At 64.9% G+C, this 24,311-nt stretch carries 23 protein-coding genes; 13 read left to right on the top strand and 10 right to left on the bottom strand.

The features are described 5' to 3' along the window. The gene (locus M2S36_RS06420; RefSeq protein WP_207828941.1) at nucleotides 1–1,317 is read left to right on the top strand and encodes a bifunctional DedA family/phosphatase PAP2 family protein; all 1,317 of its coding nucleotides are present in this window, start codon (nucleotides 1–3) and stop codon (nucleotides 1,315–1,317) included. 126 nt (nucleotides 1,318–1,443) lie between these two features. Here M2S36_RS06420 and M2S36_RS06415 read toward each other — a convergent pair whose 3' ends face one another. From M2S36_RS06415 to M2S36_RS06405, 3 genes are read right to left on the bottom strand one after another with little or no spacing between them, the layout of a single operon-like run. After that, a complete protein-coding gene (locus M2S36_RS06415; RefSeq protein ID WP_207828938.1) occupies nucleotides 1,444–2,034 on the bottom strand; it encodes an LON peptidase substrate-binding domain-containing protein in 591 nt (196 codons plus the stop codon). 9 nt (nucleotides 2,035–2,043) lie between these two features. After that, nucleotides 2,044–2,760, bottom strand: a complete 717-nt coding sequence (locus M2S36_RS06410; RefSeq protein WP_333956844.1) for an LrgB family protein — start codon at nucleotides 2,758–2,760, stop codon at nucleotides 2,044–2,046. Then, on the bottom strand, nucleotides 2,757–3,119 hold the full coding sequence (locus M2S36_RS06405; protein ID WP_233687355.1) for a CidA/LrgA family protein: 363 nt from the start codon (nucleotides 3,117–3,119) through the stop codon (nucleotides 2,757–2,759). The genes M2S36_RS06410 and M2S36_RS06405 overlap by 4 nt, the downstream gene beginning before the upstream one ends. A 143-nt stretch (nucleotides 3,120–3,262) precedes the next feature. On the opposite strand from M2S36_RS06405, the gene M2S36_RS06400 reads away from it, so the two are divergent. The 9 genes from M2S36_RS06400 to M2S36_RS06360 all read left to right on the top strand — a co-directional run bounded on the left by M2S36_RS06400 (nucleotide 3,263) and on the right by M2S36_RS06360 (nucleotide 14,496). Continuing rightward, the gene (locus tag M2S36_RS06400) at nucleotides 3,263–3,718 is read left to right on the top strand and encodes a MaoC family dehydratase (RefSeq protein WP_233687354.1); all 456 of its coding nucleotides are present in this window, start codon (nucleotides 3,263–3,265) and stop codon (nucleotides 3,716–3,718) included. Nucleotides 3,719–3,901: 183 nt separating this feature from the next. Then, a complete protein-coding gene (gene prmA, locus M2S36_RS06395) occupies nucleotides 3,902–4,780 on the top strand; it encodes a 50S ribosomal protein L11 methyltransferase (protein WP_207828910.1) in 879 nt (292 codons plus the stop codon). A gap of 42 nt (nucleotides 4,781–4,822) precedes the next feature. Continuing rightward, nucleotides 4,823–6,178, top strand: coding sequence for a DUF3426 domain-containing protein (locus M2S36_RS06390; RefSeq protein ID WP_207828908.1), 1,356 nt, complete (start codon nucleotides 4,823–4,825; stop codon nucleotides 6,176–6,178). 177 nt (nucleotides 6,179–6,355) lie between these two features. After that, nucleotides 6,356–7,369, top strand: coding sequence for a tRNA dihydrouridine synthase DusB (gene dusB / locus M2S36_RS06385; protein WP_075046490.1), 1,014 nt, complete (start codon nucleotides 6,356–6,358; stop codon nucleotides 7,367–7,369). Then, nucleotides 7,366–7,686: a DNA-binding transcriptional regulator Fis gene (fis, locus tag M2S36_RS06380; protein ID WP_012274390.1), complete on the top strand. Its 321-nt coding sequence runs from the start codon at nucleotides 7,366–7,368 to the stop codon at nucleotides 7,684–7,686. The genes dusB and fis overlap by 4 nt, the downstream gene beginning before the upstream one ends. An 81-nt stretch (nucleotides 7,687–7,767) precedes the next feature. Beyond that, complete coding sequence (gene purH, locus M2S36_RS06375; RefSeq protein WP_063911866.1) at nucleotides 7,768–9,375, top strand: bifunctional phosphoribosylaminoimidazolecarboxamide formyltransferase/IMP cyclohydrolase; 1,608 nt, start codon at nucleotides 7,768–7,770, stop codon at nucleotides 9,373–9,375. 135 nt (nucleotides 9,376–9,510) lie between these two features. Further along, entirely contained in the window at nucleotides 9,511–10,806 is a 1,296-nt protein-coding gene (purD, locus tag M2S36_RS06370) for a phosphoribosylamine--glycine ligase (protein WP_207828899.1), read from the top strand. Nucleotides 10,807–10,950: 144 nt separating this feature from the next. Further along, entirely contained in the window at nucleotides 10,951–13,722 is a 2,772-nt protein-coding gene (locus M2S36_RS06365; RefSeq protein WP_207828890.1) for a hybrid sensor histidine kinase/response regulator, read from the top strand. Nucleotides 13,723–13,899: 177 nt separating this feature from the next. Then, nucleotides 13,900–14,496 carry a MarC family protein gene (locus M2S36_RS06360; protein WP_207828887.1) on the top strand — a complete coding sequence of 199 codons (597 nt, stop codon included), beginning with the start codon at nucleotides 13,900–13,902 and terminating at the stop codon, nucleotides 14,494–14,496. Here the strand turns inward: M2S36_RS06360 and M2S36_RS06355 are convergent. From M2S36_RS06355 to cobG, 7 genes are all read right to left on the bottom strand, one after another. Continuing rightward, nucleotides 14,493–15,116, bottom strand: a complete 624-nt coding sequence (locus M2S36_RS06355; protein WP_207828885.1) for a hypothetical protein — start codon at nucleotides 15,114–15,116, stop codon at nucleotides 14,493–14,495. The two genes, M2S36_RS06360 and M2S36_RS06355, sit on opposite strands and share 4 nt — an antisense overlap. Then, the gene (locus M2S36_RS06350) at nucleotides 15,109–15,789 is read right to left on the bottom strand and encodes a hypothetical protein (RefSeq protein WP_233687353.1); all 681 of its coding nucleotides are present in this window, start codon (nucleotides 15,787–15,789) and stop codon (nucleotides 15,109–15,111) included. The genes M2S36_RS06355 and M2S36_RS06350 overlap by 8 nt, the downstream gene beginning before the upstream one ends. Before the next feature lie 56 nt (nucleotides 15,790–15,845). Next, nucleotides 15,846–16,526 carry a hypothetical protein gene (locus tag M2S36_RS06345; protein WP_207828883.1) on the bottom strand — a complete coding sequence of 227 codons (681 nt, stop codon included), beginning with the start codon at nucleotides 16,524–16,526 and terminating at the stop codon, nucleotides 15,846–15,848. Nucleotides 16,527–16,619: 93 nt separating this feature from the next. Continuing rightward, on the bottom strand, nucleotides 16,620–18,302 hold the full coding sequence (gene cobJ / locus M2S36_RS06340; RefSeq protein ID WP_241106821.1) for a precorrin-3B C(17)-methyltransferase: 1,683 nt from the start codon (nucleotides 18,300–18,302) through the stop codon (nucleotides 16,620–16,622). Nucleotides 18,303–18,304: 2 nt separating this feature from the next. Then, nucleotides 18,305–19,039: a precorrin-2 C(20)-methyltransferase gene (locus M2S36_RS06335; protein ID WP_233687351.1), complete on the bottom strand. Its 735-nt coding sequence runs from the start codon at nucleotides 19,037–19,039 to the stop codon at nucleotides 18,305–18,307. Further along, on the bottom strand, nucleotides 19,036–19,662 hold the full coding sequence (locus tag M2S36_RS06330) for a precorrin-8X methylmutase (protein WP_207828879.1): 627 nt from the start codon (nucleotides 19,660–19,662) through the stop codon (nucleotides 19,036–19,038). Before M2S36_RS06330 ends, M2S36_RS06335 begins: the two co-directional genes overlap by 4 nt. Next, nucleotides 19,655–20,986 (bottom strand): precorrin-3B synthase, encoded by a 1,332-nt coding sequence (gene cobG, locus M2S36_RS06325; protein WP_207828873.1) that lies wholly within the window; start codon nucleotides 20,984–20,986, stop codon nucleotides 19,655–19,657. Before cobG ends, M2S36_RS06330 begins: the two co-directional genes overlap by 8 nt. 226 nt (nucleotides 20,987–21,212) lie before the next feature. Here cobG and cbiE point away from each other — a divergent pair, with 226 nt between their 5' ends. From cbiE to M2S36_RS06310, 3 genes are read left to right on the top strand one after another with little or no spacing between them, the layout of a single operon-like run. After that, nucleotides 21,213–22,424 (top strand): precorrin-6y C5,15-methyltransferase (decarboxylating) subunit CbiE, encoded by a 1,212-nt coding sequence (gene cbiE, locus M2S36_RS06320; protein WP_207828870.1) that lies wholly within the window; start codon nucleotides 21,213–21,215, stop codon nucleotides 22,422–22,424. Further along, nucleotides 22,417–23,511 (top strand): cobalt-precorrin-5B (C(1))-methyltransferase, encoded by a 1,095-nt coding sequence (locus tag M2S36_RS06315; RefSeq protein ID WP_207828868.1) that lies wholly within the window; start codon nucleotides 22,417–22,419, stop codon nucleotides 23,509–23,511. The genes cbiE and M2S36_RS06315 overlap by 8 nt, the downstream gene beginning before the upstream one ends. Next, nucleotides 23,508–24,233 carry a cobalt-precorrin-6A reductase gene (locus tag M2S36_RS06310; RefSeq protein WP_233687349.1) on the top strand — a complete coding sequence of 242 codons (726 nt, stop codon included), beginning with the start codon at nucleotides 23,508–23,510 and terminating at the stop codon, nucleotides 24,231–24,233. The genes M2S36_RS06315 and M2S36_RS06310 overlap by 4 nt, the downstream gene beginning before the upstream one ends. Nucleotides 24,234–24,311 lie beyond the last annotated feature (78 nt).

Raw genomic sequence — 24,311 nt, 5'->3', positions numbered from 1 at the left:
ATGGGCCAATGGCTCGACAGCCTGACCGGCTGGCTCAGCGCCAACCCGCAGTGGCTTGGCCTGGCGATTTTCCTGGTGGCCTGCATCGAATGCCTGGCCATTGCCGGCATCATCGTGCCAGGCACCGTGCTGCTGTTCGCCGTCGCGGTACTGGCCGGCAGCGGCGCCTTCAGCCTGGGCGAAACACTGCTGCTGGGCTTTCTCGGTGGCCTGGTGGGCGATGCCTTGTCGTACACGGTGGGCAAGTACTTCCACCAGAACATCCGCCGCCTGCCGCTGCTACGCCATCATCCGGAATGGATCGGCAGCGCTGAGGCCTATTTCCAGCGCTATGGCATCGCCAGCCTGCTGGTAGGGCGCTTCATCGGGCCGCTGCGGCCGATGCTGCCGATGGTCGCCGGCATGTTCGACATGCCGCTGCCACGCTTCATCGCCGTCAGCCTGGTGGCCGGTGCCGGCTGGGCGGTGGCCTACCTGCTGCCCGGCTGGGCTACCGGCGCGGCCATGCGCCTGCCCTTGCCGGAAGGCTTCTGGCTGGATGCCGGGATCATCGCCGGCACCCTGGCGGTCATCATCGGGCTGAGCCTGAACACCAGCCTCCGCGATCAACGCCACGGCACCCGACTGATTGCCGGCATGGCTGGCGTCGCCCTGGCCGGAGTCTTCCTCGGCTGGCCCTACCTGCACGAATTCGACCAGGGCGTGATGACTCTGGTGCAGGAGCACCGCAGCCAGGCCATCGATGGTGCTGTGGTGCTGGTGACCCGGCTGGGCGATTTCCGCACCCAGCTGTTCCTCGGCGGCCTGCTGACGGGCCTGCTGCTGCTTGCCCGGCAATGGCGACATGCCATGTTCGCTGCGGGCGCACTGATGGGGACGGCGCTTGCCAACGGTACGCTGAAATGGCTGTTTGCCCGGGCCCGGCCGGAAGTGCTGAGCGACCCGTTGACCAGTTACAGCATGCCGAGCGGGCACAGTTCGGCGTCATTTGCGTTCTTCCTGGTAATGGCGGTGCTGGCCGGACGCGGGCAGCCGCCGCGGATGCGCCTGACCTGGGTGATGCTGGGTTGCATTCCGGCACTGGCGATTGCCCTGTCACGGGTGTACCTGGGGGCGCACTGGCCGACCGACATCCTCGCCGGGGCTTTGCTGGCGTGCTGTGTGTGCGCGCTCAGCCTGACACTGGTGCAGCGTCATCAGACTCTGCCGGCCTTGCCGCTGCGGGTGTGGTGGCTGGTGTTGCCTGCGTGTGTCGCGTTGCTGACGTTCTTTGCCCTGCATGCGTTGCCGCAGGCTTTGCTGCGGTATCAATATTGATGTCGCCTGTACCGGCCTCTTCGCGGGTAAACCCGTCCCACAGAGATAGCGTCGCTCTCAAGCCCGATGCAGTACCTGTGGGAGCGGGTTCACCCGCGAAGAGGCCGGTATAGGCAACGCAGCACTTCAGGCAAACAGCTCGCCCTGAATCCGCTCCAGCAGCTTCTGGATTTCCCCCAACCGCTCCTGCGGCGAGTCGAGGCTCAGCAAATCCAGCTTGTCCTCTTCCATGAACGGCAGCAGGTACGCCAACTGATTGGACAACGCCTGGCGCCCATCCACCGGGCGCGGCATGTCCAGCGCTTCGACCATGGGGTGCTCGCCCAGGGCCACCAGCAACGCCAGCAGGTCTTCGTCCGCCTCGAGCAGCGGGCTGTCCGCCTGCTCCGGCAACCACTGCACCTGCCCTACCAGCAGCTGGTCCTTTTGCACCTCGGTGCTTTCCAGGTTGAAGCGCCGCACACCTTCCACGCGGATACCCAGCAAGCCGTTATCCTGCTGCACGAAATCGCGGATCACCGCCTCGCAGCCGATCGAGGCGACCACCGGCGGTGCCTTGCCAACCTGCTCGCCTTCCAGGATGCACACCACACCAAAACCTTCGCCCCGCTTCATGCAGCGCCCGATCATGTCCAGGTAGCGCGCCTCGAAAATCTGCAAATCGAGGAAACAACCAGGAAACAGCACGGTATTGAGGGGAAACAGCGGTAGCGTCATCACAAGTCCTCAAGCCACCAGGCTGACCGCCAGCGGCAGGAACACCGCCGTGGCCACCCCCATCAGGCTCATCGCCAGCGCGGCAAAGGCGCCGCATTCGTCACTTTCCTGCAGGGCCACTGAAGTGCCCACCGCGTGCGCCGTCACGCCCAGCGACATGCCGCGCGCCTCGGGGCTATGCACGCCAAAGCGGCTCAGCAGCGCCGGGCCGAAGATTGCCCCGATCACCCCGGTAATCAGCACGAACACCGCCGCCAGGGCCGCCACGCCACCAATCTGCTCGGCCACCAGCATGGCGATCGGCGAGGTCACCGACTTCGGCGCCATGGTCATCAGGATCATGTGCTCGGCACCGAACCACCAGCCCAGCAACAGGCAGAACAGCGTGGCGAACAGGCCTCCGACTACCAGCGTAGTAAATGTGGGCCAGAACAGCTGCCGGATACGCCGCAGGTTGAGGTAGAGCGGCACGGCCAGGGCCACGGTGGCAGGCCCTAGCAGGATGTTCATGATTCCGGTGCTCTTGCGGTACTCGCTGTAGTCAATGCCACACACCAGCAACACGCCGATCACCAGCAACATCGATACCAGTACCGGCTGCAGGAAGATCCAGCGGGTCTTCTCGTAGGCCGCCAGCACCAACTGGTAGACCCCAAGCGTGATGCCGATACCGAACAAGGGATGATGAACGACCGCATCCAGCGCGCCTTGCCAGTCGAGCATCATGGCTGCTCCTCGCGCCGGCCTTGGCGGTGGATGAGCTTTTGCATCAACACGCCGACGAACACCAGGGTCACCAGGCAGGAGATCAGCAAGGCACCGGCAATGGCCCAGAAGTCGGCAGCAATGTCCTTGGCATACACCATCACCCCCACCGCCGGCGGCACCAGCAATAACGGCAGGTAACGCAGCAGGCTGCTGGCGGCCTCGTTCAGCGGCTTGCCGACCTCACCACGGGCCATGAGGAAGGACAACAGCAGCAACAGGCCAATGATCGGCCCCGGCAGAAACGGCACCAACAGGTGATTGATTGCCGTCCCCAGCAGCTGGAACAGCACCAGCCAAGTCAAACCACGCAGCAGCATAAGCATCTCCCTTGGGCATGGCCGCCATTATAAGCACGTGCCGCGATATACCGATATTCGTCGAAAAGCTGGCAACTTGACTGAAACGGCTCTCCATGCTGATCTTGCACTTTCGTACCAACTGAAAACCTGGAGAGTCCGCGATGCCCTATGTACCGGTTACAGAGCTTTCGCAGTACGTTGGTAAGGAACTGGGCCGCTCGGCCTGGCTGAAGATCGACCAGCAGCGCATCAACCTGTTCGCCGAAGCCACGGGCGATTTCCAGTTCATCCACGTCGACCCGGAGAAGGCGGCGAAAACCCCGTTTGGCAGCACGATCGCCCACGGTTTCCTGACGTTGTCACTGATCCCCAAGCTGATCGAGGACATCCTGATCCTGCCGGAGGGGCTGAAGATGGTGGTGAACTACGGGCTGGACAGCGTGCGATTCATCCAGCCGGTCAAGGTCGACAGCCAGGTGCGGCTGAAGGTGGACCTGGCCGAGGTGACGGAGAAAAGGCCGGGGCAATGGCTGCTCAAGGCGATTGCCACGCTGGAGATCGACGGTGAAGAGAAGCCTGCGTACATAGCCGAGTCGCTTTCCCTCTGCTTTGTCTGATTGAGCCATTCGCGGGCACGCCCGCTCCCACAGAGTACGCGTAAATACCTGTGGGAGCGGGCGTGCCCGCGAAGAAGCCGGTACGGTGTTCCGGCGTCCTCTACAAACCCACCGCACTCGCGTAAACTGCCAGCCTTCGCGCAGCCTAGGGCTGCCCCTGTCGATTTACCAAAGGTGCCCGCCATGCCCTGGCTGCAAGTACGCCTGGCCATCAGCCCGGAACAAGCCGAAACCTACGAAGATGCCCTGCTGGAAGTGGGTGCCGTCTCGGTCACGTTCATGGACGCCGAGGATCAACCGATCTTCGAACCAGACCTCAACACCACTCCGCTGTGGTCGCACACCCACCTGCTGGCCCTGTTCGAGGCCGATGCCGTGCCCGAGCAGGTGTTCTCCCACCTGCGCCTGCTGACCGGCGCCGAGCTGCCCGAACACCAGGCCGAGGTGATCGAGGACCAGGACTGGGAACGCAGCTGGATGGACAACTTCCAGCCGATGCGCTTCGGCCGCCGCCTGTGGATCGTGCCCAGCTGGCACGAGGCCCCGGAACAGGACGCGGTAAACCTGCTGCTCGACCCGGGCCTGGCGTTCGGCACCGGCACCCACCCCACCACCGCCCTGTGCCTGGAATGGCTCGACGGCCAGCAGCTCGAAGGCACCCAGGTGCTGGACTTCGGCTGCGGCTCGGGCATTCTGGCCATTGCCGCGCTGCTGCTGGGCGCCCGTGAGGCGGTCGGTACCGACATCGATGTGCAGGCCATCGAGGCTTCGCGCGACAACGCCCAGCGCAACGGCATCGCCGACGAGAAGCTGGCGCTGTACCTGCCCGAGCACATGCCGGCCATGCAGGCCGATGTGCTGGTCGCCAACATCCTCGCCGGCCCGCTGGTGTCGCTGGCACCGCAACTGTCCGGCCTGGTCCGCCCAGGGGGCTTGCTGGCACTGTCGGGCATCCTCGCCGAGCAGGGTGAGGAAGTGGCCGCGGCCTATGCCGCCGACTTCGAGCTGGACCCGATCGTCGTGCGCGACGGCTGGGTACGCATCAGTGGTCGCCGCCGTTAAGCGGGCCTAGAATATGTCTCTGCACAGCTCCCGGATCGCCGCATGACCGACAGTTTCGTCACCCAGTGCCCGCATTGCCAGACCAGCTTTCGCGTCACCCACCACCAATTGAGCGTGGCCCGTGGTGTGGTGCGCTGCGGCCACTGCCTGCAGGTGTTCAACGCCGCCAGGCAGTTGCTGGAACAGAGCCGTCCCGGGGCGGCCGGCACACCTGTGGTGCCAGCACCGGTACCTGCGGAACCTGACGAACCGGTGGTCGAGCCAGCAGCCGCCCCTGAGCCTGCCAGCAGCGAGCGCAGCTTCAACCCTGACGAGGACTGGGCGCTCACGACCCAGGCGCTGGACGCCCTTGACCTCGACAAGGAGCTGGAGCGCCTGGAGCGTCGCAGCCAAACGGCCCCGGCACGCCCGGCCAACCAGGATGACGGGCTGCAGGCACGGCGCGACGAGTTGCAGCCGGACGAGCATGTCGATGACTTGTTCGGCACGGCCACCGACGAGCCTTTCGAGGCACAGAAGGCAGCCGAGCCCGAGCCCGTGCTGCTGCAGGAGCTGGAGCTGGACCTGGAGCCCACCCCCGGCGAGCGCACCGAGCCGACCTTGGGCGGCAACCTGGACCTGGACATCGATGACGAGCCACCGGTACGCCGTGCCGCCGAAATCGATGACCACCCTGAATTCAACGAGCCGCTGCGCGCCAGTGATGACAACGTTCCGGAGCAGGGCCTGAGCGCCCGCGATGACGAGCCGCTGGAACTGCACCTGTCGGCGCGCGATGACGACCCTGTCGAGCCGCTGCCCGGCGAACGCCTGGAGCCGGGCCTTGCCGGCAAAGCCGAGCGCCCGGCGCGCAAGGAGCCGCTGGTCGATGTGGTCGACGACCCGCTGCAACTGGACTGGGAAAAGCCCGCGCCCAACTGGGGCAAGCGCCTGCTGTGGGGCTTCCTGACCCTGCTCGCTGCTGGCCTGCTGGCATTCCAGTACGTATGGTTCCACTTCGACGAAATGGCCCGCCAGGACCAGTACCGGCCGCTCTTCCAGCAAATCTGCCCGTTGGTCGGTTGCGAGGTGCCGACCCGCGTCGATATCGCCCGAATCAAGAGCAGCAACCTGGTGGTACGCAGCCATCCGGACTTCAAGGGCGCGCTGATCGTCGATGCGATCATCTACAACCGCGCACCGTTCGCCCAGCCGTTCCCGCTGCTGGAGCTGCGCTTTGCCGACCTCAATGGCCAACTGATCGCCAGCCGTCGCTTCAAGCCCAGCGAGTACCTGTCGGGTGAACTGGCCGGGCGTGGCGAGATGCCCAGCCAGACCCCGATCCATATCGCCCTGGACATCCTCGACCCGGGGCCGAAGGCCGTGAATTACAGCCTGAGCTTCCGTTCGCCGGAATAACCACCAACCCTGTGGGAGCGGGCCGCGCAAGGCCCTGCATCCTCGCCCACACCAAATGTCATAAGCCGACAGCTGTTCAGATTTTATCCAAATCCATCTTTATCCGGTCATCGAGAGCGGGTATCATGCCAACCCTTTTTCGAACTCCAAGATTCGGCCCCACAACAGGGATCACCTATGTCGGCGGTACGCATCGGCCCATACACACTACGCAACAACCTGATCCTCGCGCCCATGGCCGGGGTCACGGACCAACCTTTCCGTACGCTTTGCCAGCGCCTGGGCGCCGGCATGGTGGTGTCGGAAATGGTCTCCAGCGACATGAGCCTGTGGAACAGCCGCAAGTCGAGCCTGCGCCGCATCCATGAAGGTGATCCCGAGCCACGCTCGGTGCAGATCGCCGGTGGTGATGCACAGATGATGGCAGCGGCGGCACAGGCCAACGTCGAAGCAGGCGCCCAGATCATTGATATCAACATGGGCTGCCCGGCAAAAAAAGTCTGCAACAAAGCCGCAGGCTCTGCTTTATTGAGAGATGAAGCCTTGGTCAGCGAGATCCTCCACGCCGTGGTCGGCGCCGTGGACGTCCCGGTGACCCTGAAGATCCGCACCGGTTGGGACCGGGCGAACAAGAACGGCCTGAACGTGGCGAGGATCGCCGAGCAGGCCGGCATCCAGGCGCTGGCGGTGCATGGCCGCACACGCGCCGACCTGTACACCGGCGAAGCCGAATACGACACCATCGCTGCCATCAAGCAGGCGGTGTCGATCCCGGTTTTTGCCAACGGCGATATCACCTCGCCAGAAAAAGCCCGGGCGGTGCTGGACGCCACCGGGGTCGATGGCCTGTTGATCGGCCGGGCCGCCCAGGGGCGGCCATGGATCTTTCGCGAGATCGAGCATTACCTGCGCACTGGTGAACACCTGCCAGCGCCGCAGCTGGACGAAGTGGAACGCATCCTGCTGGAACATCTGGCCGCGCTGCATGCCTTCTATGGCGATGTGATGGGCGTACGTATCGCCCGCAAGCACGTTGGCTGGTATCTGGCAACACGACCCGGCGGCAAGGAGTTTCGCTCCCGGTTCAACGCTTTGGAAGACACACAAGCGCAGTGCGCCAACGTTCGCGCGTTTTTCAGCGAACGTCGACAGAGCCTTGAGACAGAGGACGGACAAGGGGTGGCCGCATGACGATGATGACCGAGACATTTGTGAGTGGAACAACGCCCGTGAGCGACAACGCCAACCTGAAACAGCACCTCAATACGCCGAGCGAAGAGGGCCAGACCCTTCGCGACAGCGTCGAGAAGGCGCTGCACAACTACTTCGCCCACCTGGAAGGCGCGACCGTGACGGACGTGTACAACCTGGTGCTCTCCGAAGTCGAGGCGCCCCTGCTCGAAAGCGTGATGAACTACGTGAAGGGCAACCAGACCAAGGCCAGCGAGATGCTCGGGCTGAACCGAGGCACCCTGCGCAAGAAGCTCAAGCAGTACGATTTGTTGTAAGCCAGAATCCCAACCAGAAAAGGCGGCTCCCTGAACAGAGGCGCCTTTTTTGCTGACTCCACCGCGTTATTGGAACCCGAAATGACCGACCAGACTACCCGCCTGCCAGTCCGCCGCGCCCTGATCAGCGTCTCCGACAAGACCGGTATCCTCGAATTCGCCCGTGAGCTGCAGCAGCTCGGTGTCGAGATCCTGTCCACCGGTGGCACCTACAAGCTGCTCAAGGACAACGGCGTCAACGCGGTGGAAGTGGCCGACTACACCGGCTTCGCCGAAATGATGGATGGCCGGGTCAAGACCCTGCACCCGAAAATCCACGGTGGCATCCTCGGCCGCCGCGGCACCGACGACGCCATCATGAACGAGCACGGCATCAAGCCGATCGACCTGGTAGCGGTCAACCTGTACCCGTTCGAAGCGACCATTTCCAAACCTGGCTGTGACCTGCCGACCGCCATCGAGAACATCGACATCGGCGGCCCGACCATGGTCCGTTCGGCTGCCAAGAACCACAAGGACGTGGCCATCGTGGTCAACGCCAGCGACTACGCCGGCATCGTCGAAGGCCTCAAGGCCGGCGGCCTGACCTACGCCCAGCGCTTCGACCTGATGCTCAAGGCGTTCGAGCACACCGCTGCCTACGACGGCATGATCGCCAACTACATGGGCACCATCGACCAGGCCAAAGAGACCCTGAGCACTGAAGGCCGCAGCGAATTCCCGCGCACCTTCAACAGCCAGTTCGTCAAGGCCCAGGAAATGCGCTACGGCGAGAACCCGCACCAGAGCGCGGCGTTCTACGTAGAAGCGAAAAAAGGCGAAGCCAGCGTTTCCACCGCCATCCAGCTGCAGGGCAAGGAACTGTCGTTCAACAACGTGGCCGACACCGACGCCGCACTGGAGTGCGTGAAGAGCTTCGTCAAGCCGGCCTGCGTCATCGTCAAGCACGCCAACCCGTGCGGCGTGGCCGTGGTGCCTGAAGACGAAGGCGGCATCCGCAAGGCCTACGACCTGGCCTACGCCACCGACACCGAGTCGGCGTTCGGCGGCATCATCGCCTTCAACCGCGAGCTGGACGGCGAAACCGCCAAGGCCATCGTCGACCGCCAGTTCGTCGAAGTGATCATCGCGCCGAAAATCTCCCAGGCTGCCCGCGACGTGGTTGCCGCCAAGCAGAACGTACGCCTGCTGGAATGCGGCGAGTGGCCAGCCGAGCGCGCTGCCGGTTGGGACTTCAAGCGCGTCAACGGTGGCCTGCTGGTGCAGAGCCGCGATATCGGCATGATCACTGCCGATGACCTGAAGATCGTCACCAAGCGTGCACCGACCGAGCAAGAGATCCACGACCTGGTATTTGCCTGGAAAGTGGCCAAGTTCGTCAAGTCCAATGCCATTGTCTACGCCAAGCAGCGCCAGACCATCGGCGTCGGCGCCGGCCAGATGAGCCGCGTCAACTCCGCACGCATTGCTGCAATCAAGGCCGAGCATGCCGGCCTGCAGGTGCAGGGCGCAGTCATGGCATCGGATGCGTTCTTCCCGTTCCGTGATGGCATCGACAATGCGGCTAAAGTGGGTATCAGCGCCGTGATCCAGCCAGGTGGTTCGATGCGTGATGCCGAGGTCATCGCCGCTGCCGACGAGGCAGGTATCGCGATGGTCTTCACCGGTATGCGCCACTTCCGCCACTAATCAAGATGGCCGGCCGATCCTCGGCCCCTGTGGGAGCGGGTTCACCCGCGAATGCGATGTTGGATTCACCGCCGCATTCGCGGGTGAGCCCGCTCCCACAAGGTACGAGGACTGCCGCCAAACAGAGGTTTTGACATGAAAGTTTTGATCATCGGCAGCGGCGGCCGTGAGCACGCCCTGGCCTGGAAAGTCGCCCAGGATCCACGCGTCGAGAAAGTCTTCGTTGCCCCGGGCAACGCCGGCACCGCCATTGAAGCCAAGTGCGAGAACGTCGCCATCGACGTGTGCGCCCTGGAGCAACTGGCTGACTTCGCCGAGAAGAACGTCGACCTGACCATCGTCGGCCCGGAAGCGCCGCTGGTCATCGGCGTGGTCGACCTGTTCCGCAGCCGCGGCCTGGACTGCTTCGGCCCGACCAAGGGCGCGGCGCAGCTGGAAGGCTCCAAGGCCTTCACCAAGGACTTCCTGGCGCGTCACAAGATCCCGACCGCCGACTACCAGAACTTCACCGAAATCGAGCCGGCGCTGGCCTACCTGCAGGAAAAAGGCGCGCCGATCGTGATCAAGGCCGACGGCCTGGCCGCGGGCAAGGGCGTGATCGTCGCCATGACCCTGGAAGAAGCCGAAGCCGCCGTACGTGACATGCTGGCCGGCAACGCTTTCGGCGATGCAGGTTCCCGCGTGGTCATCGAGGAGTTCCTCGACGGCGAGGAAGCCAGCTTCATCGTCATGGTCGACGGCCAGAACGTGCTGCCCATGGCCACCAGCCAGGACCACAAGCGCGTCGGCGACCAGGACACCGGCCCGAACACCGGCGGCATGGGTGCCTACTCCCCTGCCCCGGTGGTCACCGCCGAAGTGCACCAGCGCGTGATGGACCAGGTGATCTGGCCGACCGTGCGCGGCATGGCCGAGGAAGGCAACGTCTACACCGGCTTCCTTTACGCCGGCCTGATGATCGACAAGGCGGGCAACCCCAAGGTCATCGAGTTCAACTGCCGCTTCGGCGACCCAGAGACCCAGCCGGTCATGCTGCGCCTGGAGTCGAGCCTGGTACTGCTGGTCGAGGCCGCATTCGCCAAGGCGCTGGACAAGGTCGAAGCGCAGTGGGACCCGCGCCCGAGCCTGGGCGTGGTGCTGGCTGCCGGCGGTTACCCGGGCGACTACGCCAAGGGCGACGTAATCAACGGTCTGGACGCTGCCGCGAAGATCGAAGGCAAGGTGTTCCATGCCGGTACTTCGCTCAAGGATGGCCAAGTGGTCACCAACGGCGGCCGCGTTCTGTGTGCCACCGCCATGGGCAGCACCGTTGCCGACGCGCAGCAGCAGGCTTATCGCCTGGCCAAGGAAGTAAGCTGGAACGGCAGCTTCTACCGCACCGACATCGGCTACCGGGCCATCGCCCGCGAGCGCGGTGAGCACCAGCAGTAAGTTCTACCGGATTGCCGCAGCGCGCCACAGTACCTTGCGCCTGCGGCATCCGGCTCGTCGACAGGGCCCAAAGGGGCCTTGCCTTCGACTTGGCGCGCCGCGCATAGTTAATACCCGGCACTTTGGCTAAGAAGGGATTTCGTAGTGCGTCGGCTTCGGATCGCCTCAGCTCTGATCGTCAGCTTGCTGACCTTGCTCTGCATGTTTCCGGCTGCGGCCGAACATGACGGAGGCTGGGCCGTTCTGCTTGACGAACAGGCCAATCTGCAACTGAGCGACGTGCGCTCCGAGCGTTACCGCAACCAGTTCAGCCCGATGGCTCTCGCCGACCTGGATGCCGCCCCTGCGGAACAGGCCCTGTGGCTGCACTACCGCCTGGAACCCGGCGAGCAGGAACAACTGCTGCGGGTATTCGCCCCAGACCTGTCAGGCCTGGACCTCTACGCCCTCGAGGGCGACCGACTTCTGCGTCAGCTGCACCACGGGCGCCAGGCAGGCAATGCCAGCCCGACCCTGCGTGGCAGCGACCATGTACTGCCCCTGCCCAACAGCAAACAACCCCTGGATATCTACCTGCGCCTGGTTTCCGAGCACCAGCTGCGCCCGGCCATCAGCCTGGAACCCGCGGCCGTGGCCGCCTCCGACCAGCGCCAGCCACTGCTGTTCGGCATGCTGTTCGGCGGCCTGGTGATGCTGATCATGCACAACCTGATCCGCTTCCTCTACAGCCGTTCCAGCACCACCCTGATCCTGGCGCTGTACCACGGCCTGATGCTGCTCAGCGGCCTGATCCTGCTGAACCTCAGCGGCCCCTGGTGGCACGTGTGGCACAGCGCGCAAACGCCCGCCGCGTACCTGACGCTGGTCCTGGCCGGTCTGGCCGGGCTGTATTTCACCCAGCATTTCTTCTCGCCCTGCAATTCGCCTCGGCTTAACCGCCTGCTGCAGGGCGAAATGCTGGTGGTCGGGGTCAGCGGGCTGGTGCTGCTGTTCGTCGACACCCTGCCCCTCAACCTGATGACCTACGCCCTGATGGCCCTGGGCAGCGTGAGCATGCTGCTCGTCAGCAGCTACCACTGGTACAAGGGCTATGCCCCCGCACGCCTGTTCAGCCTGGCCATGGTGGTGTTCAACCTGGGGGGCCTGGTGCTGCTGCCGGCGCTGCTGGGCCTGACCCGCACTCCAACGCCCTGGCTGCTGTGCATCCTGCTGGGCCTGACCGTGACCAGCGGCCTGCTGCTCAACCTGGCGGTCAGCGAACGCCTGCGGCGCATGAGCGAAGAGCGCTTCAGCGCCAGCCGCGCCCTGGCCGCCAGCGATGCCGAAATCAATGCCAAGGCCGAGTTCCTGGCCAAGATCAGCCACGAAATCCGCACCCCCATGAACGGTGTGCTGGGCATGACCGAGCTGCTGCTGGGCACGCCGCTGTCGGTCAAGCAGCGCGACTACGTGCAGACCATTCACAGCGCCGGCAACGAACTGCTCACGCTGATCAACGAAATTCTCGACATTTCCAAGCTGGAATCCCGGCAGATCGAGCTGGATGACGTGCAGTTCGACCTCAACGCGCTGATCGAGGATTGCCTGAACATCTTCCGCGCCAAGGCCGAGCAGCAGAACATCGAGCTGATCAGCTTCACCCAACCGCAAGTACCCCGGGTGATCAGCGGCGACCCTACGCGCCTGCGCCAGGCCTTGTCGAGCCTGCTGGAAAATGCCCTGAAAAACACCGACCAGGGCGAGATCCTGCTGGTGGTGGCGCTGGACCAGCGCGGCGATTTACCGCGCCTGCGCATCGCCGTGCAGGACAGCGGCGAACCGTTGCCCGCCGCCGAGCGCGAAGCCTTGCTGCAGGCCGAGCTGCACAGCCACCACTTCCTGTCCAGCAACAAGCTGGGCGGCCACCTTGGCCTGGTCATCGCCAAGCAGCTGATCGGCCTGATGCAGGGCGAGTTCGGCATCAAGAGCAGTACCGGCATGGGCAACACCCTGTGGCTGACCCTGCCGCTGGACCCTTCACGCCTGGAACAGCCACCGGCCGACCTCGACGGCCCGCTGCGTGATGCCCGCGTCCTGGTGGTGGACGACAACGACACCTGCCGCAAGGTACTGGTGCAGCAGTGCAGCGCCTGGGGCATGAACGTCAGTGCGGTGCCATCGGGCAAGGAAGCGCTGGCCCTGCTGCGCACCAAGGCCCACCTGCGCGACTACTTCGATGCCGTGCTGCTGGACCAGAACATGCCCGGCATGACCGGCATGCAGCTGGCCGCCAAGATCAAGGAAGACCCGAGCCTGAACCACGACATCCTGGTGGTGATGCTCACCGGCATCAGCAATGCGCCGAGCAAGATTATTGCGCGCAACGCCGGGGTCAAGCGGATCCTTGCCAAGCCGGTGGCTGGCTACACGTTGAAAACCACCTTGGCTGAAGAAATGGCCCAGCGTGGCCGCGAGCAAGCCGTACCAGCCAGCTTGCCCGGCATCCCCCAGGCACTGGACCTGCCCGGCGATTTCCGTGTGCTGGTCGCCGAGGACAACAGCATCTCGACCAAGGTGATCCGCGGCATGCTCGGCAAGCTCAACCTCGAGCCCGACACCGCCAGCAATGGCGAAGAGGCCTTGCAGGCGATGAAGGCGCAGCACTATGACCTGGTGCTGATGGACTGCGAGATGCCGGTCCTGGACGGTTTCTCGGCCACTCGGCAGCTGCGTGCCTGGGAAACTGCCAACCAGCGCCAGCGCACCCCGGTGGTGGCGCTGACCGCGCACATACTTGCCGAACACAAGGAACGCGCCCGCCTTGCGGGCATGGACGGGCACATGGCCAAGCCGGTGGAACTGTCGCAGTTGCGAGAGCTGATCCAGTACTGGGCCAACCAGCGGGAAGCCAAGGTGGATCCGGTGCATAGTTCCTGATCTGAGGCGCCTGTGCCGGCCTCTTCGCGGGTGAACCCGCTCCAACAGGTACTGCATAAGGCCTGAAGGCAATGCTATCCCTGTGGGAGCGGGTTCACCCGCGAAAAGGCCGGCACAGGCTATCAACAGAATCTGCTGATAAACTCTGCCCAGCCATAACTGCCTGGACTAGCCCCCATGCTCCATGAGTTGTTCAGCGTCTACCTGAAAATGCTCGTGCTCTACAGCCCGTTCTTCGTGCTGTCGTGCTTCATCAGCCTGACCCGCGGTCATTCCAGCAAGGAGCGCAAGCAGCTGGCCTGGAAGGTGGCCATCGCCGCGCTCATCGCCAGTGTCCTGCTGTACCTGTTCGGGCGGGCGATATTCGGCATTTTCGGCATCACCGCCGACGCGTTCCGCATCGGCGCCGGCAGCGTGCTGTTCATCTCGGCACTGGGCATGGCCCAAGGCAAGTCCGCGGTTCAGGCCGACAATGTGCAACAGGATGTCACCATCGTGCCACTGACCATCCCGCTGACCGTCGGCCCGGGCACCATCGGTGCACTGCTGGTAATGGGCGTCGGCCACCCGCACTGGGACGACAAGGTGCTGGCCATCATCAGCATCGCCCTGGCCAGCTTCACCGTGGGCCTGGTGCTGTACCTCTCGCACCGCATCGAGCGCATCCTTGGCGACCAGGGCCTGCAGATCGTCAGCCGGCTGATGGGGCTGTTCGTCTGCGCCCTGGCTGCGCAGATCATCTTCACCGGTATCAAAGGCTACCTCGCGCCCTAGATGTCGAAATCCAGTATGCGCTGCAGGGAGACCTGAACGACGCGATCCCGAACCTTGGGCAAGAAACTCTGCTCGAAAGCCAGGATGTTGAAGCGTATCAACTCCGCTCGCACATTCTTGAGGCTGCGTTTGTGGCTGATGAAGCCCGCCCGGAACGCCGAACGATTGTCCGTTTCGTGATACAGCACCATGTCGACACGATTCGCCCCAGCAGACGCGCAGGGCAGCAATTGAAAATGCTGCCGCTCATAGGCACAGCGCTCAAGCGATTGCAGAACCGGCGGCTTGGTCAACAGCTTGCGCATGGACTGGCTGCTTGCCGAGGCAAAATGATCGCCGGCGGTTGCGGCAATGGTTTCAAGCACCTTGTCGGTTTGCCTGGCACGGCCCTCCTCAGGCCAGTGCACCTGCTCGGCAGAAACTGCGTCCCAGCCCATGAATTTCAGCTGGTTGCGGTAGTAGGCCAACCAGTCCTGGATCAGCCCTTCCTTGTAGGCCGTCTCGGTGGCCCGCTCAGCCATCGCCAGGGCAAGCCGCACTTTGTTTTTCTGCGCAGTGGGAATACCCGGCAGAAACGAAACAATCCCTGCGCCGATCACAGCAGATATGGCTTCACTCATGTTGTGCTCCCGTTACTGGTGCATGAGGGTCGAACCGATACTCCCCCTGTGCATCCTTGGTTTTCATCAATGTCTGCAGTTCATCTCGCTGACGTTGGAAACGCACGTTATCCAGCAGCAAGGAAACGCCATTGAACCTGGCTTCGCCCTGCAGAGCCTTTTCGACCAGCAACATGTCCCGCGAGGTGCCGGCGATCGGCTCGTCGAATTGCAGGGTGATACTGCAAAGGTCGAGCGTCGGCCCCGGCTTGAGCAAGCCAAGCTCGATCACCAGCTGCGAACCCTGCGTGCTGAACTTCAGCTGGTGGCGAAAACCTTCGATTGATCGGCTCAGGCCACTCTTCACTGCAGCCAGCACAGCCTCATGGCGGATCGAACGCATCCTCAGCCACGCCTCAAGTGGCTGTATCTGCGAGCCGCGCACGGGTTGCCCCAACTGTTTCAGGTCATGCGTACCGGCCAGCTTGATCCAGCCCAGTTGTCGGTATGCCTCGCGATAGGCGTCATACCAGGCTTCATAGTTCTCAAAGCGTGACCCCGCACGCCTGTTGGCCACCAACTGGGCGTAAAGGATCGAGTCGAAGGCGGCCTGACACTGAATCTGGCCAGTGTCTGCGCGATACAGTAGTGCCGTTCCGCCAATCAACATCAGTTGTTCAGCTGTTCTGTCCATGGTGTTGCCTCGTCACAAATAGCCGAACAAGGCGGCGTTGCAACGCCGCCCTGCAATCAGATGTCGTACTGGAGAATGTTCTCGACACTGCGCACGCCGAGTTTGTTTTCCACGGTTTCGCGGATTTTTTCGTAGACGAAGGTGTTGAGGGTTAGCACAGCCGTGCCGGCGTAGTAGTGGGTCTTGTCCAGCTTCCACTGGATACCCAGGATGTCATCATCCAGCTGCGGGGCAGACGCCTGGATGCAGCTCACCACCATGACCACATCGTTGTTATCGGTTTCGATGCAGGCCGCCATCCCGACCATGCCCCTGGCCTGGTTCTTGCGTTTGTGGTCGAGCACCTTGGCGTCGTTTTCGACGGTGGTCAGTTTGTCGAAGGCCATCTTGGCCAGCTCACCCAACTTGGTACCACCCAACATTGCATTCCCCACCACACCGATCGCCCGTATAGCGACAGCGCCCACGGTGACAGACAGTTCCGCCGAGGTTTCCAGTTCGAAACTACGCTTGGGGATGGTAAAGCCAAGATCACGCATGACATCGATGAACCGCTCGTACCACTCCCTGCTCTGCTTTTCGGCATCGAAGGATTTGTCAGCCACCAAAGTGGCGAAGTGGAAGGCGTTCTTTACGTCATGCCGGCTTTGCGAAGACATGCCTGCGCCGCAGGCCAGCAGGTTGCCTTCGACCAGGATGGCCGCGTCGGTGGTAGTGACTTGTGTTTCTTCGGACATGTGGAAACTCCTAGATGGTTGCCCCCCGAGTCAGGGGCAACCACCTTAGCCAGCGCGCCCACGATGCAGCGCGCTGAAGGGTTTCCGGTGCAACTAGTTGGCCGACGGGTACCAACGCGGGGTGTAGGCCCACACCCCGCCCGACAGGCGAGGAAACACGCAGGTTGTAGAGGAGCCCACCAAGACCATGGTGCGCATGTCGACCATTTCCGGCAGCAGCTCGGCCAAAGTGACGACCTTCAGCGTCTGCCCCGGCCTACCGATATCGCGGCCAAGGACTACAGGCGTGTTCCCGTCACGGTGCCGACGCACCACTTCCAGCGCCACGCCGAGCTGATGCGGCCTGGATTTGGAAATCGGGTTGTAGAACGCCAGCACCAGGTCGGCCTGGGCCGCCAGGTCCAGGCGCTTTTCAATGATCGACCAGGGTTTGAGGTTGTCCGACAGCGACATCACGCAGAAGTCATGCCCCAGCGGCGCGCCCGCCTGGGCGGCGGTTGCGAGCGAGGCCGACACCCCCGGCAGGATCTCGAGATCCACCCGGTGCCAGGCCGGGTCATTGGACTCGTGCAGCGCTTCAAGTACCGCAGCCGCCATGGCGAACACACCCGGGTCGCCCGACGACACCACCACCACCGAACGGCCCTGGGCCGCCAGTTCGAAGGCATGCCGGGCACGCTGCATCTCTTCACGGTTGTCGGTGCAGTGCAGCACCTGGTCGTCACGGAACGGGCCGGCCATGCGCACGTAGGTTTCGTAACCGAGCACATCTTCGGCCCGCGCCAGTTCAGCCTTGACCGCCGGCACCATCAGTTCGGCAGCACCCGGCCCCAGGCCGATGACCGCCAGGCGACCGCGACGACGGCCAACCTGCGCCACCTCGACCGGGGCAGGCGCCACCGCGATGACCACGTCTGCCACCTCGATCAGTTGCGCAGCGGGCAATGCCGCAGCAACCATACCAGCCACATCATGCGCCTTGGCGGCAAAGCGCAAGGCAACACCCAGGGCCTGTGCCGCTTCGTGCAGGGCGCTATCGGCCATGGCTTGCTCGTCGGCCAGCAGGCAGGCCACTGCCGGCTCGGCGATGCCGGCCTGCTGCAATGCCGCACGAATACTGGCCAGACTACCACCCGCAACACCCACTACCACCGAACGTGGGTGGATCAGCAGCTCGTCACGGCTGGCCGGACGCGCCTGGTGCCCCACATGGATGGTACGCCGGGCCGCCTCACTGGCAGGCAATTGCGCCTGCTGCAGCCACGGCGCGTCACCTTCGATGCGCACCGTCTCGCCAGCCAGCAGGTCGGAGACGAAGCGCTTGCCTTGCTCGATATCCGCCAGGGCATAGCCCTGCGGCGGGTTCAGCAGGCAGGTGCCGAAACGCAATTCGCCACTGGTGGTGATGGCCGCAGCAACGCCCAATGCCTCGGCGATTTCGCGCGCCATCACGTTCACACCGCCAAGGCCACCGAGCAGCGGCACTACGGCACTGCCGTCTTCGGCCACGGCCAGTACCGGTGGCTCGACACCTTTCTCGCTGAGCAGGCTGGCCAGGCTGCGGATGACGATACCCGCGGCGCACAGGGCGATGATAGGCGTGTCCTGCTGGTACAGCCCACGCAGGGTATCGCCGAACGCGGTGTAATAAAGGTCGGCACCCTCGACCCGGCCTTCCAGGCCATGGATCGATGCCTGTGGATAACACTGCTGGATACGCTGCGCCGTGGTCAGGCTGCCCTGGCCAAGGATGACGATCGCCGGTGCCCGGTGCATGTTCAGCCCTGCCATTTTTCACCCGGCACGATGATCAGCGAGAAGTACGGCGACGACTGCGGGTCGACCTGGTCCAGCGGCACGATTTTCTGGTTGGCCATGGTCGCCCGCTCCACATACAGCGCGCGCCCGTCCAGGCCCAGTTCGGCCAGCACTTCGCGCACCTTGGGGAAGTTGCGGCCAAGCTTCATGATCACTGCCGCATCGGCGTCGGCCAGGCGACGCTTGAGCTCTGCGGCCGGCAACACGCCAGACAGCACCGACAGGCTCTGGTTGCGGTACACCAGCGGCGCGCCCAGTACCGAGGCGCCACCGAGCATCGAGCAGACGCCGGGGATTACTTCGGCCTCGTAGCGCTGCGCCAGGCGATCGTGCAGGTACATGTAGGAGCCGTAGAAGAACGGGTCGCCTTCGCAGATCACCGCCACGTCGCGGCCGGCATCCAGATGCTCGGCCACCTGCACGCTGGCCTCGTCGTAGAAGTCGCTGATCACCTGTTCATAGGACAGCGGCGCTGGCAGCGCTTCGGTGGTTACCGGGTAGACCAGCGGCAGCAAGGTCTGCTCGGGCTGCAGGTGCGCCTCGATGATGCCGAAGGCATTGCCACGCTTGCCCTTGGCCACGAAGTAGCCGACCACCGGCGCTTCACGTAGCAGACGCAGGGCCTTGAGGGTAATCAGTTCAGGGTCGCCAGGGCCCACGCCCAGGCCCAGCAGACGTCCACGCGGCGCCATCATTCCACCTCCGTGGCCAGGGCGTTGACCGCGGCGGCGGCCATCGCACTGCCGCCAAGGCGGCCCTGCATGATCACGAACGGCACGCCACGGCTGTCGGCGGCGAGCATCGCCTTGGACTCGGCGGCACCGACGAAACCGACCGGGAAGCCGAGGATCAGTGCCGGTTTCGGGGCGCCGGCGTCGAGCATTTCCAGCAGGTAGAACAGCGCGGTAGGGGCGTTGCCGATCACCACCACACTGCCTTCCAGATACGGCCGCCACAGCTCCAGGGCCACGGCGGAACGGGTATTGCCGGCGTCTTTGGCCAGGCCCGGTACGCTCGGGTCGCGCAGGGTGCAGATGACCTTGTTGTCGGCGGGCAGGCGGGCACGGGTGATGCCTTCGGCGACCATGTGCGCATCGCACAGGATCGGCGCGCCGTTCAGCAGCGCCTGGCGCCCGGCCCGGCCGGCACCTTCGGAGAACTGCAGGCCATCGATGGCGTCGACCATGCCACAGGCGTGAATCACGCGCACGGCGAGCTTTTCGAGGTCTGCGGGGATCCGCTCGAGTCGGGCTTCCTCGCGGATGATCCGGAAGGAGTTGCGATAGATCTCCTGACCATCGCGGATGTAGTCAATCATCAAGGTGCTCCGTCGGCAGGTCGAGCATGGCGCCTGCTTCATTCAAGGTAAGGTCGGTGGCGCGCAGGGCACCGAAGCCCGGCTGGCGCGCATCACGCAGGTACAGGTCGTAACGGCCCGGCGCGCGGGCCAGCAGGGTGGCCGGGGCCACATGGGCCACGGCACAGGATCGGGGGCAACCGGACAAGTGCACGCTGCCGGGCACGCCTGGGCCGAGCAGCGCCGCGAGGGTGACGGCATCGGCCTTGGTCTCGCCCAGGGCCTTGGCACAACCGCTGGCGCCGGTGCAGGCGCTGATGCGCGCCAGTGGCTCATGGTCGTGGCAGAGCAGGCCCAGCGTGGACAACTCGGCCTGGGCGTGGTCGACGTGCTGCGCTTGCAGGTTGGTCAGCACCAGGCTTTGCCAGGGGCTCAGGCGCAGGCTGCCATCGCCCCGTTCACGGGCAATATGCGCGGCGCCGCGCAGCATGGCCGGGGTCAGGCGACCCTGCGGCGGGGCAACGCCCAAGGCCAGCCCTTGCGCCTGGGGCAGCACGCCCAGCCACGAGACGCTGCGCGGTTCACGGCGCCATGCGAGCACGGCGGGATCGCGGCGGATAGCCAGGCCGAGCCCGTCGATGAAATCGGTTGTCGAGCACACCTCGAGCAACTGGCGCATGCGCGACTGTGCCGGGGTGGCCAGGTCGAGGAAGCGCTCAAGCACCGCACGCACCAGTGCCAGGCCTTGTTCCGCCGGCACCGCACCGAGTACCTGGCCGTCTGCCGGGCAACCCGCCAGGCCAAACGCCAGCCAGGTCCGCTGCTCCAGGCGCAGGGCCGACAGCCACAGATCATGGGGGTGTTCGAGCATGGCCAGGTTTTCGCCGGCATCCAGCTGCACGGCGAACTTGGCCGACAACTGGTGAAAACGCGGGGTGCCTTCCAGCAGATCGAGGATCTGCCCGGCCAGCGGACGGGCGTCCAGCAGCATCGCCGGGTCATGCCCGGCCAGCGGGCTGAGCATCAGGTTGCGCACATCGTCACCGGCGGCATCACGCGGGCCCAGGCCGGCAGCGAGCAGCGTCTCGACCAGGCCGCGATGCTCGCTACCGATGCCGCGAATCTGCAGGTTGCCGCGGTTGGTGGCCTCGATCACGCCACCGGCGAAACGCTCGGCCGCCGCCGCCACCGCATCGGCCTGGTCGGCCAGCAGCAGGCCACCCGGCAGCTTGATGCGGCAGATACCGCCATCACGGGCACCGACGATGCGCCACAACCCCGGGCAGGCCGAGGGACGGGGCGATACATGGGGGGCATGGGCCTGGGTCAAAGGGGCGTCCGGCAATCTGTGAAAATGCGCTTGAGTGTAGAAGGCGCGGTATTATGCCTGCTTTGTCCGGCGGCATGAAAAGCCGGTGGTCGAGCATCATTCGGGTTTGAGCAGAAATTTTGGGGGCGCTGCGCACCCCATCGCGACACAAGGCCGCTCCCACAGGGATCACCACACCCTGTGGGAGCGGCCTTGTGTCGCGATGGGCTGCACAGCAGCCCCAGGGTCTGAAGAGGTATCCATGGCACCCTGGCTGACAGTAGTAGGTATCGGCGAAGACGGCTTCAGCGGCCTGGGCAAACAGGCCCGGCGCGCGCTGCTGGGCGCTGCGCGGATCTTCGGCAGCCCGCGCCAGCTGGCCTTGCTGCCACGCTGCGTGGCCGGCGAGCGGCTGGGCTGGCCAAGCCCGTTCTCGCTGGCCCCGGTGCTGGCCCTGCGCGGCGAGCCGGTGTGCGTGCTGGCCAGCGGCGACCCGATGTTCTACGGCGTCGGCGCCAGCCTGGCGCGGCAGTTGCCCGCCGCTGAAATGCGCGTGTTGTCGATGCCCTCCTCCTGCGCCCTGGCCGCTGCCCGCCTGGGCTGGCCGCTGCACGACGTGCAGGTGGTATCGCTGGTCGCTCGGCCCCTTGCAGCGCTCAATGCCCATCTGCACAGCGGCGTGCGCCTGCTGGTGCTGAGCAACGACGGCGATAGCCCGGCAGCAATTGCCACGCTGCTGCGCGAGCGGGGCTTCGGGCCAAGTCGCCTGCGGGTCTTCGAACACTTGGGTGGCGTCGACGAACGTGATTTGGCCGGCACTGCCCAGGACTGGCCGCACAACGACGTCGCCGCGCTCAACCTGGTAGCCATCGAGTGCCTGGCCGGTGCCGACGCCCCGCGCCTGCACCGGCTGGCCGGGTTGCCGGACAGCGCTTTCCGGCATGACGGCCAGCTGACCAAACGCGATGTCCGCGCCATCACCCTGGCGCGCCTGGCACCACAGCCCGGCGAGCTACTGTGGGACGTGGGCGCCGGCTGCGGCTCGATCGGCATCGAATGGATGCGCGCCCACCCGGCCTGCCGCGCCCTGGCCATCGAGGCCGACGAAGGCCGCCAGGGTTTCATCGAACACAACCGCGATGCGCTGGGTGTACCCGGCCTGCAGCTGGTCCGCGGCAAGGCACCGGCGGCGCTGGAAGGCCTGGAGCAACCGGATGCGATCTTCATCGGTGGCGGCGTCACCCGCGAAGGCGTGCTCGACCTGTGCTGGGCAAACCTGCGCCCCGGCGGCCGGCTGGTAGCCAACGCCGTGACCCTGCAAAGCGAACTGGCCCTGGCGCATTTCCGTGAACACCACGGCGGTGAGCTGACCCGCATCCACATCGCCCATGCCCAGCCATTGGGCGCCTTCGACACTTGGCGCCAGGCGCTGCCAATCACCTTGCTGGACGTGGTGAAACCCGCCGATGCGTGAAGAAACCCGCGAACAACCCGCCCCCCTGCGCAGCGGCCTGACCACCGGCAGCTGCGCCACCGCCACCAGCCTGGCGGCAGCACGCTTGCTGCTGGGCGGCGAGAGCAGCGACGCCGTCAGCATCACCCTGCCCAAGGGCAAGGTGGTGCAAATGCGCCTGGAGTTCTGCCGCCTCACCAGCGAAGGCGCCGAAGCGGGCACGCTCAAGGATGCCGGCGACGACCCGGACGTGACCCACGGCGCCCTGCTCTATAGCCAGGTGCGCCTGCTGGCCGAACCGGGCATTCACTTTGTCGCCGGCGCCGGCGTCGGCACCGTGACCCGCCCGGGGCTGGTGCTGGCGGTGGGTGAGCCGGCCATCAACCCGGTGCCACGGCGCATGATCCGCGAACACCTGCAACGCCTGGCGGACGAATGCAGCTACCTCGGCGGCTTCGAGGTCACGGTCAATGTACAGGGCGGCGAGCAACTGGCCTTGAAGACCATGAACCCGCGCCTGGGCATCCTGGGCGGGCTGTCGATCCTCGGTACCAGTGGCATCGTGCGGCCGTTCTCCTGCGCGGCCTACATCGCCTCGATCCACCAGGGCATCGACGTCGCCCACACCAACGGCTACACGCATATCGCCGCGTGCACCGGCAACGCCAGCGAAGACACCATGCGCCGGGTCTACGGCCTGCCGGAAATCGCCCTGATCGAAATGGGCGACTTCGTCGGTGCGGTGCTCAAGCACCTGCGCAAGGTGCCGGTGCCACGCCTGACCCTGTGCGGCGGCTTCGGCAAGATCAGCAAGCTGGCCGCCGGGCACATGGACCTGCACAGCCGTCACTCCAGCATCGACTTGCCGCAACTGGCCGGCTGGGCTGCGGACATCGGCGCCGACGAGGCGCTGCAGGCCGCGATCATTACTGCCAACACCAGCCAGCAGGCCCTGGCCCTGGCCCATGCAGCCGGCATCCCCCTGGGTGACGCGGTGTGCGCCCACGCCCTGGCCTTCGCCCGCAGCGTGGTGCCGGCGCAGGTGCAGGTGGAGGTGTTCGCCATCGACCGCCAGGGTGGCATCGTCGGCCGGGCGGGTGTGCAATGAACGGGCGCATCCTGCTGCTGGGCGGCGTCACTGAAGCCCTGGCCATCGCTCGCCGCCTGGGCCCACAGCACATCTACAGCCTGGCGGGCATCGGCCGGGTACCGCAGGACCTGCAATGCCAGGTTCGGGTCGGTGGCTTTGGCGGCGCCGAGGGCCTGGCCCACTACCTGCACGAGGCGGGTATCACGTTGCTGATCGATGCCACCCATCCCTATGCCGCACAGATCAGCCGCAATGCCGCCAGCGCCGCACGCATGGCCGGCATTCCATGCTGGGCCTTGCGCCGCCCGGCATGGCAGGCACAAGCGGGGGACGACTGGCGCGAGGTCGAGGACTGGGCAGGGTTGATCGAGGCGCTCAAGCCGTTTCGCAGGCCATTGTTCACGCTGGGGCGTGAGCCACTGCAACATCTGGAGGAGATACCGCCGGAGCAGTTCTGGACCTTGCGTGCGCTGGAGGCGTGCCCTGGCAATGACCGCTGTGAAGTGATTGGCGCGCGCGGGCCGTTCCATATTGAAGATGAACGCGCGTTGTTCCAGCGCCGCAGGATCGATGTGCTGATCAGCAAGAACAGCGGCAGCGTGGCGACCGAACCGAAGCTGGAGGTGGCGCGGGAGCTGGGGATACCCGTGCTGATCCTGAAGCGACCGGCTTTGCCGGATGTGGACCGGGCGTTCGACTCGCTAACCGACCTGGCAGCGACACTCGGCCTGCGCGGATAACAAATTCCGTAAGCGCACCGCAGATCCCTGTGGGAGCGGGTTTACCCGCGAAGAAATCAACGCGGTGCATGGCACCGG

Origin of the sequence: Pseudomonas sp. SF2, assembly GCF_036858055.1 — a bacterium.
Taxonomy (GTDB): Bacteria; Pseudomonadota; Gammaproteobacteria; order Pseudomonadales; family Pseudomonadaceae; genus Aquipseudomonas.
This window is presented reverse-complemented; position numbering and strand designations above follow the sequence as displayed.

What these genes read in the sequence shown, in the direction of transcription:
- M2S36_RS06310 (WP_233687349.1), top strand. Translation starts at nt 23,508, where the DNA reads ATGAACGGGCGCATCCTGCTGCTGGGCGGCGTCACTGAAGCCCTGGCC.
- M2S36_RS06415 (WP_207828938.1), bottom strand. Translation starts at nt 2,034, where the DNA reads ATGACGCTACCGCTGTTTCCCCTCAATACCGTGCTGTTTCCTGGTTGT.
- M2S36_RS06350 (WP_233687353.1), bottom strand. Translation starts at nt 15,789, where the DNA reads ATGGACAGAACAGCTGAACAACTGATGTTGATTGGCGGAACGGCACTA.
- fis (WP_012274390.1), top strand. Translation starts at nt 7,366, where the DNA reads ATGACGATGATGACCGAGACATTTGTGAGTGGAACAACGCCCGTGAGC.
- M2S36_RS06345 (WP_207828883.1), bottom strand. Translation starts at nt 16,526, where the DNA reads ATGTCCGAAGAAACACAAGTCACTACCACCGACGCGGCCATCCTGGTC.
- M2S36_RS06360 (WP_207828887.1), top strand. Translation starts at nt 13,900, where the DNA reads ATGCTCCATGAGTTGTTCAGCGTCTACCTGAAAATGCTCGTGCTCTAC.
- M2S36_RS06355 (WP_207828885.1), bottom strand. Translation starts at nt 15,116, where the DNA reads ATGAGTGAAGCCATATCTGCTGTGATCGGCGCAGGGATTGTTTCGTTT.
- M2S36_RS06315 (WP_207828868.1), top strand. Translation starts at nt 22,417, where the DNA reads ATGCGTGAAGAAACCCGCGAACAACCCGCCCCCCTGCGCAGCGGCCTG.
- M2S36_RS06410 (WP_333956844.1), bottom strand. Translation starts at nt 2,760, where the DNA reads ATGATGCTCGACTGGCAAGGCGCGCTGGATGCGGTCGTTCATCATCCC.
- purH (WP_063911866.1), top strand. Translation starts at nt 7,768, where the DNA reads ATGACCGACCAGACTACCCGCCTGCCAGTCCGCCGCGCCCTGATCAGC.
- purD (WP_207828899.1), top strand. Translation starts at nt 9,511, where the DNA reads ATGAAAGTTTTGATCATCGGCAGCGGCGGCCGTGAGCACGCCCTGGCC.
- M2S36_RS06420 (WP_207828941.1), top strand. Translation starts at nt 1, where the DNA reads ATGGGCCAATGGCTCGACAGCCTGACCGGCTGGCTCAGCGCCAACCCG.
- dusB (WP_075046490.1), top strand. Translation starts at nt 6,356, where the DNA reads ATGTCGGCGGTACGCATCGGCCCATACACACTACGCAACAACCTGATC.
- cbiE (WP_207828870.1), top strand. Translation starts at nt 21,213, where the DNA reads ATGGCACCCTGGCTGACAGTAGTAGGTATCGGCGAAGACGGCTTCAGC.
- prmA (WP_207828910.1), top strand. Translation starts at nt 3,902, where the DNA reads ATGCCCTGGCTGCAAGTACGCCTGGCCATCAGCCCGGAACAAGCCGAA.
- M2S36_RS06390 (WP_207828908.1), top strand. Translation starts at nt 4,823, where the DNA reads ATGACCGACAGTTTCGTCACCCAGTGCCCGCATTGCCAGACCAGCTTT.
- M2S36_RS06400 (WP_233687354.1), top strand. Translation starts at nt 3,263, where the DNA reads ATGCCCTATGTACCGGTTACAGAGCTTTCGCAGTACGTTGGTAAGGAA.
- cobJ (WP_241106821.1), bottom strand. Translation starts at nt 18,302, where the DNA reads ATGCACCGGGCACCGGCGATCGTCATCCTTGGCCAGGGCAGCCTGACC.
- M2S36_RS06330 (WP_207828879.1), bottom strand. Translation starts at nt 19,662, where the DNA reads ATGATTGACTACATCCGCGATGGTCAGGAGATCTATCGCAACTCCTTC.
- M2S36_RS06335 (WP_233687351.1), bottom strand. Translation starts at nt 19,039, where the DNA reads ATGATGGCGCCGCGTGGACGTCTGCTGGGCCTGGGCGTGGGCCCTGGC.
- M2S36_RS06405 (WP_233687355.1), bottom strand. Translation starts at nt 3,119, where the DNA reads ATGCTGCTGCGTGGTTTGACTTGGCTGGTGCTGTTCCAGCTGCTGGGG.